Source organism: Parapedobacter composti, from assembly GCF_900112315.1.
GTDB lineage: Bacteria > Bacteroidota > Bacteroidia > Sphingobacteriales > Sphingobacteriaceae > Parapedobacter > Parapedobacter composti.
Map to the genome: position 1 here is coordinate 126,648 of NZ_FOLL01000015.1, position 18,888 is coordinate 145,535.

At 51.2% G+C, this 18,888-nt stretch carries 14 protein-coding genes; 13 read left to right on the plus strand and 1 reads right to left on the minus strand.

The features are described from left to right. Positions 1 to 9 precede the first annotated feature (9 nt). The 11 genes from BM030_RS14975 (at position 10) to BM030_RS15025 (ending at position 17,673) form a co-directional block, all read left to right on the plus strand. Positions 10 to 2,103: a S9 family peptidase gene (locus tag BM030_RS14975; protein WP_090974418.1), complete on the plus strand. Its 2,094-nt coding sequence runs from the start codon at positions 10 to 12 to the stop codon at positions 2,101 to 2,103. 4 nt (positions 2,104 to 2,107) lie between these two features. Beyond that, the gene (locus BM030_RS14980; protein ID WP_090974419.1) at positions 2,108 to 3,163 is read left to right on the plus strand and encodes an N-acetyltransferase DgcN family protein; all 1,056 of its coding nucleotides are present in this window, start codon (positions 2,108 to 2,110) and stop codon (positions 3,161 to 3,163) included. Then, on the plus strand, positions 3,160 to 4,224 hold the full coding sequence (locus tag BM030_RS14985; protein ID WP_090974420.1) for a mandelate racemase/muconate lactonizing enzyme family protein: 1,065 nt from the start codon (positions 3,160 to 3,162) through the stop codon (positions 4,222 to 4,224). Before BM030_RS14980 ends, BM030_RS14985 begins: the two co-directional genes overlap by 4 nt. Before the next feature lie 13 nt (positions 4,225 to 4,237). Continuing rightward, positions 4,238 to 5,629 carry an APC family permease gene (locus tag BM030_RS14990; protein WP_090974421.1) on the plus strand — a complete coding sequence of 464 codons (1,392 nt, stop codon included), beginning with the start codon at positions 4,238 to 4,240 and terminating at the stop codon, positions 5,627 to 5,629. Between the two features lie 47 nt (positions 5,630 to 5,676). Then, positions 5,677 to 8,094 (plus strand): serine hydrolase, encoded by a 2,418-nt coding sequence (locus BM030_RS14995; protein ID WP_090974422.1) that lies wholly within the window; start codon positions 5,677 to 5,679, stop codon positions 8,092 to 8,094. A gap of 18 nt (positions 8,095 to 8,112) precedes the next feature. Beyond that, entirely contained in the window at positions 8,113 to 9,102 is a 990-nt protein-coding gene (locus BM030_RS15000) for an N-acetylmuramoyl-L-alanine amidase (protein WP_090974423.1), read from the plus strand. A 104-nt stretch (positions 9,103 to 9,206) separates the two neighbouring features. Further along, positions 9,207 to 10,655, plus strand: coding sequence for a serine hydrolase domain-containing protein (locus BM030_RS15005; RefSeq protein ID WP_170845763.1), 1,449 nt, complete (start codon positions 9,207 to 9,209; stop codon positions 10,653 to 10,655). Between the two features lie 452 nt (positions 10,656 to 11,107). After that, entirely contained in the window at positions 11,108 to 14,185 is a 3,078-nt protein-coding gene (locus BM030_RS15010; protein WP_090974425.1) for a SusC/RagA family TonB-linked outer membrane protein, read from the plus strand. Between the two features lie 16 nt (positions 14,186 to 14,201). Continuing rightward, entirely contained in the window at positions 14,202 to 15,782 is a 1,581-nt protein-coding gene (locus tag BM030_RS15015) for a SusD/RagB family nutrient-binding outer membrane lipoprotein (protein WP_090974426.1), read from the plus strand. Then, on the plus strand, positions 15,775 to 16,620 hold the full coding sequence (locus BM030_RS15020) for a DUF4397 domain-containing protein (protein ID WP_244518975.1): 846 nt from the start codon (positions 15,775 to 15,777) through the stop codon (positions 16,618 to 16,620). The genes BM030_RS15015 and BM030_RS15020 overlap by 8 nt, the downstream gene beginning before the upstream one ends. A 63-nt stretch (positions 16,621 to 16,683) precedes the next feature. Further along, the gene (locus tag BM030_RS15025; RefSeq protein ID WP_170845764.1) at positions 16,684 to 17,673 is read left to right on the plus strand and encodes a phosphodiester glycosidase family protein; all 990 of its coding nucleotides are present in this window, start codon (positions 16,684 to 16,686) and stop codon (positions 17,671 to 17,673) included. Positions 17,674 to 17,905: 232 nt separating this feature from the next. Here the strand turns inward: BM030_RS15025 and BM030_RS20345 are convergent, their stop codons facing one another. Further along, positions 17,906 to 18,034, minus strand: coding sequence for a hypothetical protein (locus BM030_RS20345; RefSeq protein ID WP_262987344.1), 129 nt, complete (start codon positions 18,032 to 18,034; stop codon positions 17,906 to 17,908). A 272-nt stretch (positions 18,035 to 18,306) separates the two neighbouring features. On the opposite strand from BM030_RS20345, the gene tnpA reads away from it, so the two are divergent. Both tnpA and tnpB read left to right on the plus strand, forming a co-directional pair. Beyond that, positions 18,307 to 18,597, plus strand: coding sequence for an IS66 family insertion sequence element accessory protein TnpA (gene tnpA, locus BM030_RS15030; RefSeq protein ID WP_079718784.1), 291 nt, complete (start codon positions 18,307 to 18,309; stop codon positions 18,595 to 18,597). Between the two features lie 53 nt (positions 18,598 to 18,650). After that, positions 18,651 to 18,888 (plus strand): IS66 family insertion sequence element accessory protein TnpB (gene tnpB, locus BM030_RS15035; RefSeq protein ID WP_244518977.1); only part of this gene is annotated, 238 nt, incomplete at its 3' end.

The following is an 18,888-nucleotide window of genomic DNA, read 5'->3' on the forward strand; positions in this document are numbered from 1 at the left end:
AACAAAACGATGAGATTTTTACTATTGGCGCTATGGTGCTGCGTTGGCAGCCCGATGCTGGCCCAACCTTCAATGGAAACCCTTACTTCGTACCCTTTCCCTTCAGCGTTGACGGTATCGGCTACCGGGAGCCGCATGGCGGTAGCTATCAACGAACAGGGCCGCCGCAACCTATATGTGGCCGAAGGGCCGGCATTTGAGCTACGCAAATTGACGGCTTATGACGAAGATTTGGGTGACGAAATTACAAGTGTACAGCTTTCATCAGACGGGCAATGGGTGGTCTATGTAAAAGGCGGCGACCACGGCGGCCCCAATTCCAGTACACCGCGTAACCCAGCGTCTCTACCCGTAGCTACGGCAGTGCAGGTATGGAGCATCCCCTTTACGGGGGGCAATCCGATCCTGTTGGGCGATGGCGATGAGCCGGTGATCTCACCCGATGGCAGCCGGGTAGCGTTTATGCGCCAAGGCCGGGTGTGGACGTGTGCCATAGACGGGTCAGATAAGGCTACGCAATTGTTTTATGCGCGGGGTGCCATCAGTGGCATTCAATGGTCGCCCGACGGGAAAGCGATGGCTTTCGTTTCTTCCCGGACCGATTATGCGCTTGTGGGCATTTTCCGCGACAAGGATACGCCTATTCAATGGATTGCACCCGCCTTCGCACGGGACGGTTCACCCCGGTGGTCGCCCGACGGCAAACACCTTGCGTTTGTACGGCGGAATGCCTCGGGCGGAGCTCCCGACTCCATCCTGGCCGCCCAACGGAATCCTTGGGCGATATGGACGGCCGATGTGTCAACCGGCGAGGCGAAGCTGATCTGGCAATCGCCCGATACCCCTGAAGGCTCAGTGCCTACTACCCACGGAAGTACCAACCTGCGTTGGGTTGCTAAAAACCGGATAGTGTTCCTTTCCTATCACGATGGCTGGCCGCATTTGTATAGCGTCGCTGAAACAGGGGGCGAGCCCTTACTGCTTACTCCCGGACCTTTTATGGTGGAACACATTACACCTTCTCCCGACGGCCGTTGGTTGCTGGCGAGTGCAAACACCGGGCCTGATGGCGACGATATCGACCGCCGACATATCATCCGCGTGTCGGTAGATAAGGCCGATATGGAGGTCATTACACCCGGTAAAGGGATAGAAACCTTTCCTGCCGTAACGGGCGATGGGAAGCATCTGGTGTTTTTGAGTGCTACCGCACAGCGCCCCCCCGTGCCGGCCGTGTTGCCCTGGCCGCAACCGAAAGGCGACATCCGGTTGTTGGGCGAGCACCTTATTCCCGAGGCGTTGCGCAATACGGAGTTGGTAGTTCCCAAGCGGGTGGAGTTCAAGGCACCGGACGGGATGACGGTTTACGCACAATTGTTTGAACCTCCGGGCGGCGGCACAGCGAAAAAGCCTGCTGTGGTGTTCATCCATGGCGGCCCACAGCGGCAAATGCTGCTGGGCTGGCATTATGGCGATTACTACGCCAATTGTTACGCCGTGAACCAATATCTGGCCAGCCGGGGATTTGTGGTGCTGTCGGTCAACTTCCGCTTAGGCATTGGGTATGGCTACGATTTTCACAAGCCACTTTTCGCCGGCCGTTACGGGGCGTCGGAATACCAAGACATTAAGGCCGCGGGGCAATGGCTGGCTGCGCAACCGCAGGTAGATGCCGATAGGATAGGCGTATACGGTGGCTCGTATGGCGGATACCTCACCGCACTGGCATTGGGCAAAGACTCTGACCTATTTGCCGCGGGCGTTGATATCCATGGCGTGCACAATTACATCGGCCGCATACCGCCCGTGAGCGCAGAGCCGGCACCTGACGCAGAAAAAGCCATCGAGTTAGCTAAGATTTCGTCGCCGGTATCGCACGTACATACCTGGAAATCACCGGTACTGCTCATCCATGGCGACGACGATGCCAATGTCGGTTTCGGGCATTCGGTTGATTTGGTCAGACGGCTGCAGCAGCATGGTGTACCGCATGAAACGCTGGTGATTCCCGATGAGACGCATCATTGGATGTTATATAAGCATCAGGTAAAGGTCGATCAGGCAACCGTAGATTTTTTAATCAAGCACTTGGCCGGTAAATAGTTGTATGGAAACAGCGATTATTTTAACAGCGGGCTTACTAAGCACGGGAGATGCGAAGACGGCCCATGGACTAATTCGGGAAAGTGGCCGGTATCGCATTGTTGGCGTGGTTGACCATCAGCATGCCGGCAGCGATGCAGGGGAAGTCCTCGATGGGCGTTCCCGGGGGATACCGGTAGTCAGCAACATGGAAGAAGCGCTGCTGATGGCGCCCCGGTGGTGCATTGTGGGCGTGGCCACGTTAGGAGGGAAATTCCCGGACAGCATGCTGGCGGACGTCCGCATCGCGTTGGAGCGGGGCGTGTCCGTGGTCAACGGCCTGCACGACTTTTTGGTTGACCGGCCAGATATGGTCGCTTTGGCGGCGGCCAGCAATGCCCGAATCATTGATATCCGCAAACCTAAGCCGTTTGGTGCATTGCACTTTTGGACCGGCGAAATCAACCGAATCAACACCCCCGTGGTGGCTGTAATCGGTACGGATTGCAGCCTGGGGAAGCGCACGACCAGTAAGTTAATGGTACGGATTGCGGCAGCTGCCGGCATCCACGCCGAAATGATTTATACGGGCCAAACCGGGTGGCTGCAGGGCGGTAAATACGGGTTCATATTTGATTCAACATTGAACGATTTTGTGTCGGGCGAACTGGAACATGCCATCGTCCAGTGTGTCCGCGAAGAAAACCCCGATTTGGTGCTGCTTGAGGGGCAGTCGGCGCTCCGTAATCCCAGTGGCCCAGCAGGTGCTGAACTGCTCCGCTCTGGCGGGGCAAAGCATGTGGTGCTGGTACACGCGCCGAAGCGGAAATATTACGAGCACAATCCGGAATGGGGAGAGATTCCTTCCTTGGCTTCGGAGATTGAATTAATAGCAGCTTATGGGGCTCAAGTAGTAGGCATCGCCATCAATACAGAAGGGTGCACGGCGGCGGAGGCAGCTGATTTCCAGCAGCACTACCAGCAACAGTTCGGGATACCGGTATCCCTGCCATTAACCGACGGTTGCGGTCCGTTACTGCCCGTATTACAGGCATTGACCGGAAAACCAGTAGGGGTATGAAGATTCAATCGGCGCACGCTTATAAAAAATTCCTGCGGCTGAAAAGACCCTATACCATTGCACGGTCGACTATCTCCAACGTGGAGATGGTCTTTCTGGAAGTCGTGCTGGAAAACGGAATGGTGGGCATCGGTTCGTCCAGCACTGATGTAGAAGTTGTTGGGGAAAGCGCAGACGATACGCTTGCGAACCTGAATCAAGGGCTGGACGATCTGTTGGTGGGCCGGGATATCCGGATGTTTCTGGGGTTGATTGATGAAGTCCGGCAGATTTTCCCAGCGCAGCCGGGTACCCAGGCGGCGGTCGATCTGGCACTGCACGATGCTTTCGGCAAATGGGCGGCCATCCCTGTGGTCGATTTCTATGGGCGGCACCATGTGCAGCTACCCACATCGGTCACCATCGGCATCAAAGGGGTTACCGAAACACTGGCGGAAGCGCAAGAGTATAAAACGCTCGGCTTCCGGGTGCTGAAGGTAAAGACCGGATTGGACGTTGCGGAAGACGCCGAGCGGATAGTGAAGCTGCGTGAGCGTTTTGGCGATTATTTTGCCATCCGCGTAGACGCGAATACAGGTTACAGTATTCCCGAATTGCTAACGTTTATGGAGCAGGTACGGGGGTTGGATGTCGAACTGGTCGAACAGCCCCTGCCTCCGGGCAATGAAGCGGCCATACGGGCGTTACCAGGGGATATCCGGCGGATGCTGGCTGCGGATGAATCGCTGAAAAATGCCCGGTCGGCCATTGAACTTTGCCAAGGAGAGCCCTATGGTATTTTTAACATCAAGTTGATGAAGTGCGGGGGGATTTGCGGGGCAATGGAAATTGCTGCCATTGCCCGGCAATGTGATATCCGGCTGTTCTGGGGTTGCAATGACGAGAGCAGGGCCAGTATCACCGGAGCATTGCATGCGGCCTTTGCTTGTCCGCATACGCGATATATCGACCTGGACGGCAGTCTGGATTTGGCGGAAGATTTCGTGGCTGGCGGATTTATACTGCAGGAGGGGATCATGCGGTTGCCGGACACACCGGGTCTGGGGCTTCGGCTAATGTGAATGTGAAATCACAATGGAAATAAAAACCACATTGAAACGCACTGTCAGCGGCTCTTCAGCCGTACTGTTGGTGGTTAGTGCCGTCGTGGGTTCAGGGGTATTCAAGAAAGTAGTGCCCATGGCCGAAAGCCTGCACGATGGCGCGCTTATTTTAACCTGCTGGCTGGCGGCTGGCCTGCTTAGTATGATAGGGGCCTTATGTACCGCCGAACTGGCCGCTATGATGCCCGGGTCGGGCGGAGAATACGTATATTTCCGTAAAATATATGGGCGGTTTTTTGCCTTTCTATACGGTTGGGCTAATCTGGTGGTGATGCGGTCGGCTACCGTTGCTGCGCTGGCCTTTGTCTTTTCTCAATCCCTTTATGCATTATTGCCTCCGGCGATGGTAGCCGGTTGGGGATCGGCTACTTTCGTAGTCAAGGTTGTTGCTACATTATTGGTCGTCCTGCTCAGTTCCGTCAACTACCGCGGGGTACTGTTCGGTACCTCGTTGAGCCGTGTGTTCATCATTGGCATTGTAGCCGCCATGCTGTTATTCATCGGGTATGCCTACCTTGGTTATGATGCGGCGGAGCCCGTGTCGGATATCTCCGGAACGGCGGTGATCCCTTCGGCCGCTACCAATGGGTTCGGCTGGGTGACAGCCTTTTTCGCCGCCTCGCTGGCAGCTTTCTGGGGCTATGAAGGGTGGAACAACGTAGGTTATATCGGGGAAGAAGTGAAAAACCCGCAAAAGAACATTCCATTGGCGCTGATCTTGGGCACTGGCATCATCATCGTGCTGTATCTGTTGATGAACGCCGCTTACCTGCGTATTATGCCGGTGGAAGCCTATGCGGCCATGATGGCCACGCCGGAGAAAATAGCCGCCGTGGAAGCGGCCTCGGTGATGAGCGGCCCCATTGGAGGGGCAGTATTGTCAATCCTGATTTTATGCAGCACGTTCAATTGTACGAACAGCACCATCCTGCTGTCGTCGCGCATATTCTACGCGCTCAGCAAGGACCGGCTTTTTCTGCCGTTTGCCTCAAAAGTCCATCCGCGCTTTGGTACCCCCGCGAACGCCATTGTGCTGCAAGCGGCATGGGCTTGCGGGATGATCTGGATGGGATCGTTCGACCAGCTCACCGATCTATTGATTTTCGCAGCGTTCATTTTTTACGGCGCCACCGCGTTAGGGGTGTTATTGCTGCGCAGACAGCACCCCGAAATGGAGCGACCATACCGGGCCTTGGGCTACCCGGTATTACCCGCACTTTTTTTTACGTTTTGCCTCGCGCTGGTGGTCATCACCATCGTGGGCAGCCCGTTGCAGTCGCTGATGGGGCTTGGCCTCATCGCGGCCGGTGTGCCGGTTTATTTTTACTTTGTCAAGCACCGCGGTAGCAGCGCTGAGCGGTAACATCATACCAGTAAATGCATTGAAGTCAAACAATTAATTAATCAGGAATGAAGTTAATATATAAAAAGGCAGTAATTGGCGCATGGTGGGTGCTATGTGCCATCGGGATCGCAACGGCGCAAGAACAATCCCTGCCCCCGGGTTTTGACGAATACGTTGGCCGGGTGCTCCAGGCATTTGAAGTGCCAGGCATCAGTGTTGGCATTGTAAAAGATGGCAAAGTGGTGCTGGCCAAAGGGTATGGTGTTAAAAAGCTTGGGGATCCCGATCCGGTCGACGAACATACCCTGTTTAATATTGCTTCAAATAGTAAGGCGTTTACCGGCACGGCGTTGGCCATGTTGGTGGAAGAAGGAAAGCTGGATTGGGAAGACCCAGTCATCAAGTATTTGCCTTACCTGCAATTTTCAGACGATTACGTGACCGCACATCTCACCGTGCGGGATTTGCTGGTACACCACAGTGGGCTGCCGGCATATGCCAATGATTTCCTGCTGTTCCCACCGTCGACCTACAGCCGCAAGGAGTTGCTCAAGAAGCTGAAAGACGTGCCGCTGCGGTACGACTTCCGGTCGGTTTATGCCTATGACAATATCCTGTATGTCGCCGCTGGGGAAGTGGTTGAGGCCGTTTCCGGAATGTCGTGGGAAGACTTTGTGAAGACCCGTATTTTCGATCGGGTGGGCATGAAAAATTCGATTTCCCGTTACAGCACGCTGAAAGATCAACCCAACGTGGCTTATGCACACGCCAGGCGCAACGGAAAGGTGGAGGTACGCGAGCGGTATTTTGAAACCAATATCGGCGATAATGGAAACCCGGCGGGCGGCATCGCCTCGTCAGCAGCCGATATGTCGCGATGGTTGATTACCCAACTGGATTCGGGCCGAACGCCCGACGGGTTCCGGATTTTCAAGCCTTCGACGACGGAACAGCTGTGGAAGATCGTGCGCCCCATGCCCATCAGTAAGGAGCCGGAATGGCTCAAACCCAACCAGAAGAACTTCTGGGGCTATGCGCTCGGTTTCCGCACGTACGACTACCGCGGGGTAAAGGTGGTGGGGCACGGTGGTTTGCTTACCGGTTTCGTGTCACAGATCGCTATGGTGCCCGACAAGAAACTGGGCGTAGTGGTACTTACCAACCAGCTTTCTTCCGGAGCCTACTGGTCCATTATCAATCATGTGGTTGACCATTACCTCGGCAACGAACCCTTTGACTGGATAGCCGGGTATAAAAAGGAACTGGACCGCTCGTTGAGTCGGCAGGATTCAACCCGGGCCCGCTCCAAGCCAGTGCTGCCGGACACCACGTGGCGGCGTGCGCTGCCTTTGGCCGATTATGCCGGGGCATACCGCGATCCGTTGCTGGGCCGGGGGGTGATAAGTGTGGTCAGCGATACGGCGTTGCGCCTGGATTTCCCCAAAGCACCCCAGTACAGTGGGAAACTCCGCCATTTCCATGGCGACCAGTTCCGGCTGGTGTATGACAATAGCGAGCGTGGCGAAGGACCGTTCCTCACGTTTGTATTTAATGCCGACAAATCTATCCGCGAAGGGCGGTTCGTGACCGAGCGTGAGGGCGGCGGTGGCAATTGGACGGATATCGTACTGACGCCCGACAAGGGTGCGGTTCTGGACACGGCCGACCTGCGCAAACGCATCGGCCAGATCATGAAGCGGCATCCCAAAGGGCGCTTTGCCTATGCCTTGCTGGACATGCAAAATGGTGAGCAGTTGCTGTACAACGCCGGGGAGACGTTCCATGCTGCCAGCACAATGAAAACTCCGGTGATGATTGAGGTGTTCAGGCAAGCCGCCGCTGGTAAATTTAGGATGACGGATTCCATTACCGTGTATAACGAATTCCGCAGCATCGTTGACAGAAGCCGGTACTCCCTGCCGGCTAATACTGATAGCGAGGGCGACCTGTATGCCCGTATCGGAACGAAGCTTACCCGGCACGACCTCGTCTACCGGATGATTACCGAAAGCAGCAACCTGGCCACCAATATTCTCATCGATCAGGTGGGGGCCAAGAGCGTGATGAAAACCATGAAGACGATGGGGGCGAACGACATCCAGGTGCTCCGGGGCGTGGAAGACACCAAGGCATTCGAGAAGGGGCTGAACAACACGGTGACGGCTTATGATCTCATGCTGTTGTTCAAGCACCTGGCCGCAGGGACGGCGGTAGACCGCGCTTCGAGCGAAGCGATGGTGGATATCCTGAAAGCGCAGCGGTTCAGGAGCATGATTCCCGCTCGGCTGCCGGACGATGTAGTAGTAGCGCATAAAACGGGTTCCATTACGGAGATCCTCCACGACTCGGGAATTGTATACCTGCCCGACGGGCGGGCATACGTGCTGGTGCTGCTTTCCGGAGGGCTGCCGGATGACGACGCGCGAAATGCCCTGGCGTCCATCTCCCGTCTTGTGTATGATTATATGAGTGAAAAGGAATAATTTAACGATTTAACGGTCATGTTCGTATACGGCCTATTTGTTGCCTTACTGTTAGCCGCGCTGCCGGTACAGGGACAGCAAGTGCAGCGTCCGCTTCAAGGAAAAGTCATCTGTCTCGACCCGGGGCATGGCGGCACGGCAGAGACCGACCAGTATCGGGTGGGCATCGGCGGTGAGCGGGAAGAGTGGATAAACCTCCGCGTAGCACGGTATCTGCAGGAATTATTGGAAGAAGCCGGCGCTCATGTAATCCTGACGCGCTCGGCAGATGTCTTCGTGCCGTTGACTGATAGGGCCGCTTTGGCCATGGCGGGAGAAGCCGACTTGTTTCTGTCCATCCATCACAATGCAACTGCAGATACGGCAGTGAATTTACCTGTACTTTACTACCATGGAAATGCGTCGGAAAACCAAGCGAGCATCACACTGGCCCACTGTATCGGCAATGCAATCCTCACCGGTATGTATGGCAAGCACCGGCCCGAGGCGACAGCGGTGATCGTGTCTGATCACACGATTTTTCCCAAGGCAGGGGCGGCGGTACTGCGGGGCACATACGGCATACCGGCGCTCATCGTTGAAGCGTCGTTTTTTACCAACCCCGCTGAAGAGGAGCGATTGAAGTTGCCCACATATAACCGGAAGGAAGCAGAAGCGTATTTGGACGGTATCCGTTGTTTCTTTGAAAAAGCGTCAGTGCCAATTTACCCTAAGTATTCCCGGGTAACGCAATTCGCATTATTAGAAGTGAAGCAGGAAGCTGCCCGGATGGATACGATAGCGTTACGCTGGCGGTTGAACTATGACGCTGCCCGCTACATTTATGCGCAGGAGGCCCACGGCCGCTATGAAGAAGCCTGTCGTTTGCTGTTGGAATCCGTCACGTCTTTTCCGGATTCGCCCATAGCCAAAGCATGCTTGGCGTTATATGCCGACCTGCAGCGTCGGATGGGGAGGTATGAAGAAGCCCGCGAAACTGATCGCAGGCGTCACGAATATTATCCATGATGCTAATTATGAGTAAAATAAAATTTCGGGTTCCTGGGATAGGTTTGTACGTTATCCACCGTGCAGTGAAACCCGCTTTGTATGTCACCTTATTGTGCTTGTCAATGACCAAAATGTCGTCTGCGCAACCCGGGGATGTTGTTGCCGCCATTCGGGGAACCATCCCGTTTATCGACAGTGCCTACCGGGCGTTCGCTGTGGAGCATCATTCGCCAGGATTGGCCTATGCGTTGGTATACCGCGGTCAGCTACTGCATGCTGGTACATTCGGATATACCGATGTTGAGCAACAAGTTCCCGTAACTGAAAAATCGGTGTTCCGGATTGCCTCGATGACCAAGAGTTTCGTAGCTGCCGCCATCCTTCAGCTGCGCGATGCCGGAAAGCTTAGGTTGGATGACCCGGTGGAGCAGTATATCCCGGCGTTTAAACAGCAACCCGTCCCTACGGACGATGCACCGGCCATCACCATCCGCCATCTGCTTACCCACACCAGCGGGATGCCGGAAGATGATCCCTGGGGCGACCGGTTGTTGGACATGGATGCAGAAACATTTTACGGACTGATGAAGGAGGGGTTTTCATTTTCCAATACCCCGGGAGCAACCTATGAATACAGTAACACGCCTTATGCGCTGCTGGGCGAAATCATCCGGAATGTGACGGGCCAACCGTTCGATGCTTATATCGACCAGCATATTCTCAGACCGCTCGGCATGAACGACACCTATTGGGAATACACGCAGGTACCCGAGGCGCTGCTGGCCAAAGGATATCGCTGGCTCCGGGGCGCTCATGTGCGGGAAACCATGGTTGGCCATGGTGTCTATGGTGCCATGGGGGGTATGCTGACTACACTGGGCGATTTCGCGAAATATATGGCGTTGCACCAGCAAGCTTGGCCCGCCCGAAATGGGGCTGATGTGCAACCCCTGAAACGGTCATCTCTCCGGGAAATGCAAGCACCTTGGGTGTTTAACACCCTTGCTGAGTACAACGGCAGCCTGACTTCCTTTGCCTATGGGTATGCCTTGCGGTGGACCCGTGACGCAGCGCAGGTAACCACCGTGGGGCACACCGGCGGGCTGCCCGGATTCGGCAGCAATTGGATGATGCTTCCCGATTACGATATCGGGTTGGTCTGCTTCAGCAACATCACCTATGCCCCTGCCGCAGCTATTAACACCTATTTGGCCACGGAAATCGTGCGGCGGGCAGCGTTGACGCCCCGGAAGAACCCCGTTTCTCCGGTACTGGAACGGCGGAAGCAGCAGTTGCTTCAGTTCCTGCCGGCATGGGAACATGCTGAAAACAGCACGGCCTTTTCCGTCAACTTCTTTCAGGACAATCCCATCGATGTGCTGCGTGAAACGTCCAAGACCGTATTCGATGCAGCGGGAGCCATCGTGCAGGTAAGGGAATTCATTCCCGAAAACAACTTGCGCGGTACTTTTATCATCGAATGTGCAAAGCGGAATGTAGAGGTATTCTTTTCCCTCTCGCCCGAACCCACTCCGCGTATCCAGCAGTTTTCGCTGAAGGTGATCGATTAAACGTAAGCGCTAATACTGTATTTTGCGTTTTGTTGTCTAAATCAAAGACAACGCTGCCTATTGTGGCGTTTTTTTCCTTCAGAAGCGTTTGTTTCTTGTGTGTTTCGGAGCGTTTCGAAAAAAAAATGCAGAAAAATGCATTTGATTTGAAAATTATTTTTATTATTGCATTGACCAATTATTGTTAACCGAAAAACGGATCGAGGATAAGGGACTTTGGGCAGGTAGGCTGTCGGCATACATGGCGGATTGATTTATGATTGCCGGAAATAAATGTGTTAAAACATAAATAACTAGATATGGAAAAACAAATACCCTAATTCCCAAACGAAAGCTCGTTTTAATTCAATCAACGTTCAATAATTTAACTCATTTTTCAAAATGAATAGTCATTTTTTGCTTGACCCCAAATACCAAATACTACAACAACTAGATTTCAAACGTATGTAATTATGAAAAAATCGTTACTAATCCTCGTGGTAAACGTTATATATTGCACTTATGTGTTTGCTCAGCAAAAGACCATAACGGGTAAAGTCACCGATGAAAGCGGTGGTTCGCTGCCGAATGTGACGGTACTGGTCAAAGATGGCCGTAACCAAGCGCAGACCGATCGGCAAGGTAGATACCGTATCGAAGCCTCTCTTGGGGACGTGCTGATATTTCGGTATGTCGGATTTTCTTCTGAGGAGCGAACCGTTGGAGACAATACCGTAATCAACGTCACAATGCTTCAACAGGCATCGGGGCTTGACGAAGTGGTAGTCACGGCTTACGGTGTTGATCGTGAAAAAAAATCCTTAGGATATTCAACCGTTGAAGTGGATGGCGCGGAAGTAGCACAGACTCAACGCGAGGGTTTTTTTTCGGGTCTGCAAGGACGTGTGCCTGGCCTGTCCATCAATAGTACCAACGGTGCCCCGGGTTCTTCTGCACAGATTGTATTACGCGGTTTCGTATCCTTATCAGGGGATAACAATGCGCTGATTGTGGTCGATGGAGTGCCTGTTGATAACAGCATTTTGAGTGAAGGAGATCTGGTTACGAATTCGCCTAACCGAGATCAGGATTATTCGAACCGTGGGTTGGATATTAATCCCGAGGATATCGAATCATATACCATTCTGAAAGGCCCGGAGGCGACTGCAATGTTTGGAAACCAAGGGGCTTCAGGAGCTATTCTAATTACGACGAAACGTTCCGCCGGCGGGCGCGGTTTGATCACGTATAATAATTCGTTCCGCTGGGAAACGCTTAACAGATGGCCGGAACGACAAACGGTATACGGTCCTGGGCAGAACGGTGTGTTCAGTGGCACGACCTCGATTTTTCAAGGGCCCAAATTTCCAGAGGGCACTCCTATGTTTGATAATTTTGATCTGTTCTTCCGCACCGGGATGGCTCATAAGCACAACTTGGTTTTCGAAGGCGGGAGTAACCGCTTTACCTACCGGTGGTCAAACGAATTTACAGACAATAAAGGCGTGATTCCCAATACAAGGTATACCCGGCTCTCCTCTAGGCTTGGTGCGACGGCAGAAATTAGTGAGAAATTGTCGCTCAATACCTCGTTCAACTATGTAAAGAGTGATAACGATAAGGCCAGACGGGGGCCGCAGGGTTACATGGTAACGTTAATGCGCTTCAGTCCGTCCTCAGATGTTAGGAACTGGATTGATGAGTATGGAAATCGGGTGACTAGTATTGGAACGATTTACAGTGAATATGATAATCCTTTTTGGGATGTTTACCGTAATACCACCTGGGATAAGGTAGATCGATTGCTCGGAAGTACGAACCTAACGTATAAACCAACCGACTGGCTTAGCGTGACCGGGATACTTGGTGTAGATTTTTCGCAGACGCACGGCGAATCAGTTTACCATGGGCAGTCGTATCGTGGTTCAGGGAGTGCTGGCAACGAGACAGGCGGCCGGTTTGTTGGTTATGACCGTCTAGGCCGCATTCTAACCGGGTCGTTGACGGCCAGGTCACGGCATCAGTTTGGAAAATATTCCGCAACATTTGTATTGGGTGGGAACTTCGATGATTACAACTATCAAACCAATTCTCAATCCGGGGAACGGTTTTTTGATCCTGATTTTTACAGTATCAATAATACGCTGCCTTCTACGCAGCGTGCACGATATGTGTTGAACAGATATCGCAACGTCGGTTTTTTTGGGCAAGCTGTGTTAGGGTATGAAAGCTTGCTCTACCTGACGCTATCCGGGCGGGTGGATGGGGCATCCCGCTTAATGCCTAATAATCCTTTTTTTGCTTACCCTGCAGGAAGTATTGCGTTTAATTTTACCGAGTTGGATTTCTTCAAGGACCGCGTACCATGGTTAGAAGATGGTAAATTGCGGTCGTCCATTTCTCTTACAGGCAAGCAACCGTGGCGCACGTATGCTACAGGGTCGAATTTGGAGCCCGTCAGTTCTTCAGGAGGCGGTTTTGCATATAGCTATTACGGGGGAAATCCGGATTTAAGTGTTGAAACAACACGAGATTTTGAATATGGCTTCGAGTTTAGCTTGTTCAAAAGGAGAGTTACGGCCGATTTTACCTCTTACAGGCGATTGAGTATCGATCAGATCATATTACCCCGGTTGAGTTATGGAAGCGGTTTCGTTTTGCGGATGATGAACGGTGGAGATGTAGAAAATAAAGGTGTTGAAATTCAATTGAAAGGGAACCCTATCCGTAAGGCTAATGTAAGTTGGGATGTTACGGTGAACTACACAAGAAACCGCGGTACGGTGCTGTCGGTTGCAGACCAGCTTCCGGAGTACTATGAGTCTGATACGTGGATTTTGGGCGGTGTACGTTCGGGTACCCATCCCGGTTATAGCATTGGAGCCTTGAGTGGAACTCGATTTGAGCGGAACGATAACGGCGATATCCTGATTAATCCAGCTAATGGGTTGCCAATTATGGGAGATGGTACTTATCACCCCATTGGCGACCGTATACCAAAGTATACGGTAGGCTTGGTAAATAATTTCAGATATAAAGATTTCAGTCTGTCTTTCTTGTGGGACCTTCGGTATGGCGGTGATGTACTTAACGGTTTGGAATACGAGATGTACACGCGTGGCATTAGTACTAAAACACTGAACCGAGAGGAACCCCGTATCATCAACGGCGTGATTAGGGATGGTTTGGAAAACACAGCCAACCCCACCCGAAATGCGATCGCGGTAACACCTTATTTTAACTCGCTCTACTACACGACGAATGTGGAACCGGAGATGTTTATTGAACGTAATATTAAGGCACTGCGGTTGAGAGATATCACTTTAAGCTATGTGCTGCCTGCAAGGTTGGTGTCTCGTGTAGTTCCCCGTGGGAATTTGAGCGGTTTTGTGACTGTGACCGACCTAGTATTGATCACTAACTATACAGGCTTGGATCCGGAGAGTAACTCTAATAACCCTTCTGTTGGCGGTATTGGCGGTTATGGTATAGACTATGGTAATATCGGAAGACCGATCGGGTTTAATATTGGGCTGCGGCTACGGTTGTAAACTTATCAGGAAAATCATGAAAAAGTTAAAAATAGTATGTGTAATCGGACTACTGGTCACAGTGTCTGGATGTAAAAAATTTTTGGATATCAATACAAACCCCACGAACCCACAGGTTATTAAGGCAGAAATTGTATTGCCGCCAATTATTTATCAAATGGCTAATGGTGTGTCGCAGGATAACCGGATATTGATGAAAATTTCGCAGGCAATGTTTGGTACTTCCGGTGATTTTGCCTCGCAAGTATGGGAACGCCATGGTTACCCCGGAGGGGTGAGTGATGTAGGTGGAGTAACATGGCGGATGGTGTATGTTGACCATGGGTTGAATCTTGAAGAGATGATTGCTGATGCTGTAAATAGAGAAATATATGATTATGCGGGTATCGGCTATGCCATCAAAGCCTGGGGATACCAATGGCTCACTGACATGCATGGACCAATTATTCTGGATCATGCGTACACACCCGGAATGCTGGCATTTCCTTATCAGGATCAGCCTGAAGTCTATGCCCGCGTACGTGAATGGGTGGACGAATCGCTGCGCTATTTCAACATGCAAAGCCGTACCGATATGTCAGGGGTATTGGCGGGACCGTCTGGGGATTTTCTTTATCGTGGCAATATTGGTAGATGGCGACGCTTTCTGTACGGCCTATTGGCTATGCAATATAGTAGGTTAGTAAATAAACCGGAATTTTCCGCTGCCTATGCCGACAGCGTCATAAAGTACGTGGATCTGTCGTTTACCTCGTCGGAAGATGATGCGATGGTACGGTTCAATGGAAACGAAAGCTCAGACTCTAATCCTTATGGACCGCAAGCGGGGTATCTCAATTCTACATACTATGGCCGGGTAAGCAATCAGATTGTGCGTTACTTAACCGGAGGTATGCGGGGAACACCAGTAGTTGATACTACCGCTTCAGACGATCCGCGCCTTACGCGGATGCTTTCTCCCCGGCTTTCTGACTCTGTCTACGTCGGCGGACTGCCGTTTACCGCTAACTCGACAACAATTCCACATGCGATGGGAAACACCTTGGAAGGAAAGTATATTTTTCAGGACGCTGCAGGGTTTCCGATCATGACGTATGCGGAACTACAGTTTTTAAAAGCAGAAGCCCTTTATCACAAAGGTGATTTAGAAAAGGCTTACGAAGCCTATTTGCAAGGCATACGCGGTCATATGGATTTTATTAATCGGTACGGATTGGGTTCTGGGTCGAATGCCTCCGCAGCCATATCCGAAGCTGAAATCCAGCACTACCTGAACTCGGAAGAGGTTGCACAGAACGCAGGAGAGCTGACGCTGGCCGATATTGTCGGGCAAAAATACGTGGCGCTTTGGGGTTGGGGAGGCCTTGAACAGTGGACGGATATGCGGAAATATCACTATGATCCGGCTATTTTCCGTAACTATAATTACCTTACAGCCGGCCAATTGTATGCCAATAATAACGGTAGATACGCGTATCGGATCCGGCCCCGGTACAACTCAGAATATGTGTGGAACGTGCCAGAGCTGGAAAAGTGGGGCGGGCTTGAACTAGATTACATGACTCATGAGCTGTGGTTTTCTAAATCTGATGAATAATTTAAAAAGAATAATGATGAACATGCTTCACTTATATAGGATAGTATTCGCAGCAGTATTGTTTTTATGTACCGCTTGCGGGAAAAATCTCATCGATTACGGCGATGTCACTCCGGTAACGGATAGTGACGCTATCGTGAAAATTAATTATGCATCTCAGTACGGAGATGACCGGGCTATATTCGTCAAATTTAATGACACCCGTGTTACACCGCTGATCCTTGGGCGACAGCCTTACCCGGGTGGTGGTTGGAATACCCGGGGCGACTCCCGTGCAGATTTTTTAGTAGCTAAGCCTGGTGTGATGAATATGCAGATCTGTCTGCCCTTCCGTAATGACAATGGTTTAGATTCGCTGGTACTCTACCAACAGGAGTTTACCCTTGAAAAGGGAAAACGTTATACTATTCACGTAGCTGACACCGCAGAGTTTACTCGGTCAATTATCGCAGAGGAAAACTTCTTAATGCCTGACTCGGGTTATGCTCGTTATCGGTTTATCAATTTGATGCCAGATGTGGAGGCGATAGATTTGTACTATGGAGCTTATTCTACGACAGCTGCTGGGCAGACCACTATCGCGGATAGTTTAGTGGCTTCCAACATTGGGTACATGCAGTTAAGCGAAGAATTTACATTAAACCGTTCGGCGAACCGAACTTGGAAAATTCGGAAGGCCGGCGCTCCTGTTACTAATGCATCGGTCCTGGCTTGGTATAGCAGCACGAATACTACCTTAAATCAACGAGTGTATACTGTATATGCAATGGGATACGAGAAATATTTTGGTACTGGAGATATTCGGCGACCATTTGTATCTTTCTATCACGTGCGTTAGCAATGTAATGAGGCGGGATGAACCTTTTAAACGACTTAGCTAAATTCAAAAAGAATAATGATCATGAGGATAAATCACATTAAATATCGGTTGTTCACTGTATTGCCATCTGCGAAGTCTGCCTTATTAGCCCTTTTAACGTTGGCGTCTTGCAGCATGCGGGATGACAATTACCTAAAGGACAAAAAAGAAGAGATTGTTGATGTTATTCCCCCGGATGATGATGTCAGTGCCATTACGCAGCTAATCATCGATAACACCAATGTGATTGGTACTTTTCAGATGGACTCCACGACAATGATCGCTGATGGCATAGCGCATACACATATCCGCTACTTGAACCAGCAGGAATTGCCGATGAGCATACACGTTCTTGAAGTGGACTTATCGAACGGGAATCTCGTTGCTTATGCAATGAGTCCATATAACGATAGGCTGTATGGTTTTCAACGTATCTCTGAGATGGCGAGGGATAATGAGAAAACGGGAACAAAAATTATGGCCGCAATCAATGCAGACTATTATAACACATCTACTGGCGAGCCTACAGGTACATTTATTATTAATGGGCTTCAGCGGAAAATCAATACTTCGGCAACGAGACCTTATTTCGCCATTATGCAAGACGGTACGGCAGTAATCGGAAGGGCGCCTGTTGCCGGTCAAGGAGAGGAAATAAACCTCAACGCTGTGGAACATCTGGTAAGCGGCAACGAGTGGTTGGTTTTTGAAGGCGAATCGGTTAACTATTCGAACTATTCCATTGAACCGCGGACAGCAATCGGCCTGACGCAAGATCAAAGGGTTTATGTTGTGATTGTTGACGGAAGGCAGCAGTACTTTTCCAATGGTTGTGGGATGGAAGAATTACGACAAATGATGCTCGCTTTCGGAACATATCATGCTTTTAATCTGGACGGTGGCGCTTCGTCTACCCTTGCGATTAGAATAGAACCAAGCAGAGTAGGGACTGGATGGGCGGTCAAGAATAGGCCCTCCGATGGCGTAGAGCGGGCTGTTGCTAATGGATTGGCTTTTGCTGTGGTTGAGTAGATTTCCAGAACCCATCTATAGAACGCGTAAAATAAAAAGTACTAATATAAATTGATTAGTTATTGAATCGGTCGAGACATTCCACCAGTTTCTTTCGTTTGGCCAGTACTGGTGTCAAGACCATCCAGAACCAATACCTACTTTTGATGCCGATGTTATCGTGGTAAGTGAATATTATTATTGAGTTTACCGTTCATAGAGAGGCGTTATTTTTCTTAGTCAATGAGCGTAATTACAAGTTGGAAAACTGGCTGGCATCTAGTCCAGAGCCTGCAACAAGGACGATTCCTTTCTTATCCGGTTTGGTTTGTTTGGTAAGATCGGTAGAGTAATAAAATGACGGGATTTGTTGCTGTTTCATTCAATTTCTCGTATTCCGGATGACAGATTCCTTACGGTCTATGATGGATTTCGCCGAACTCAGACAACGAAGGCGATCTCTATGCACACCGGTACAAAGATGACCGTACTACCATATGCTCAACATAACGCAGGGCCGATTTGCAGGCGATGCACTCATCAGCGGTATGTATAGCACATTAACCCATATCAGCCTTAACGTATCCGCCCGACCAACTGCATATTTTCTGATTAATTGATCGTCTTTAGCTTTACGCCCAAAATAATATATTTATGAAAGAGCGTAGAGATTACATGTTTACCCTTGTTGGCCAGTGGCGTGAGAGTGGTTTGACCCGGCAGGAGTTCTGCCTGCAGCATGGCATCACCCTGGGCAAGTTCAGTTATTGGATCAGCCGCTGGAAGGAGGATCAATCCGCCGGGGATAGCGGTTTTATTCCGATGGGTTCACCCACCAGGGCGGCAGGCCATCCTGTCTTGTCGGTTATCTATCCCAACGGTGTGCGGCTGGAAGTGCCTTCGGCGGACCTTGGACTATTGTCCAGGCTGATTGCCCTTGCCTGATGTTTTCGCTGGGTTCCTCGCACCGTTATTATCTGTACGGCGGCCATTGCGATATGAGGAAAAGTTTTGACGGGCTTTGCGGGCTGGTGTCCTCCGGTATGGGCCGGGGTGCCACCGGCGGGGATGTGTTCGTTTTCCTGAACCGGCGCCGAACGCACATGAAGCTTTTGCACTGGGAGCATGGCGGGTTCGTGCTGTATTACAAAAGGCTGGAGGGCGGCACCTTCCCGCTGCCCAGAACCAGTTCGCCGGGCGGGGAGATCGACTGGAGCGAGCTGGTGCTGATGGTGG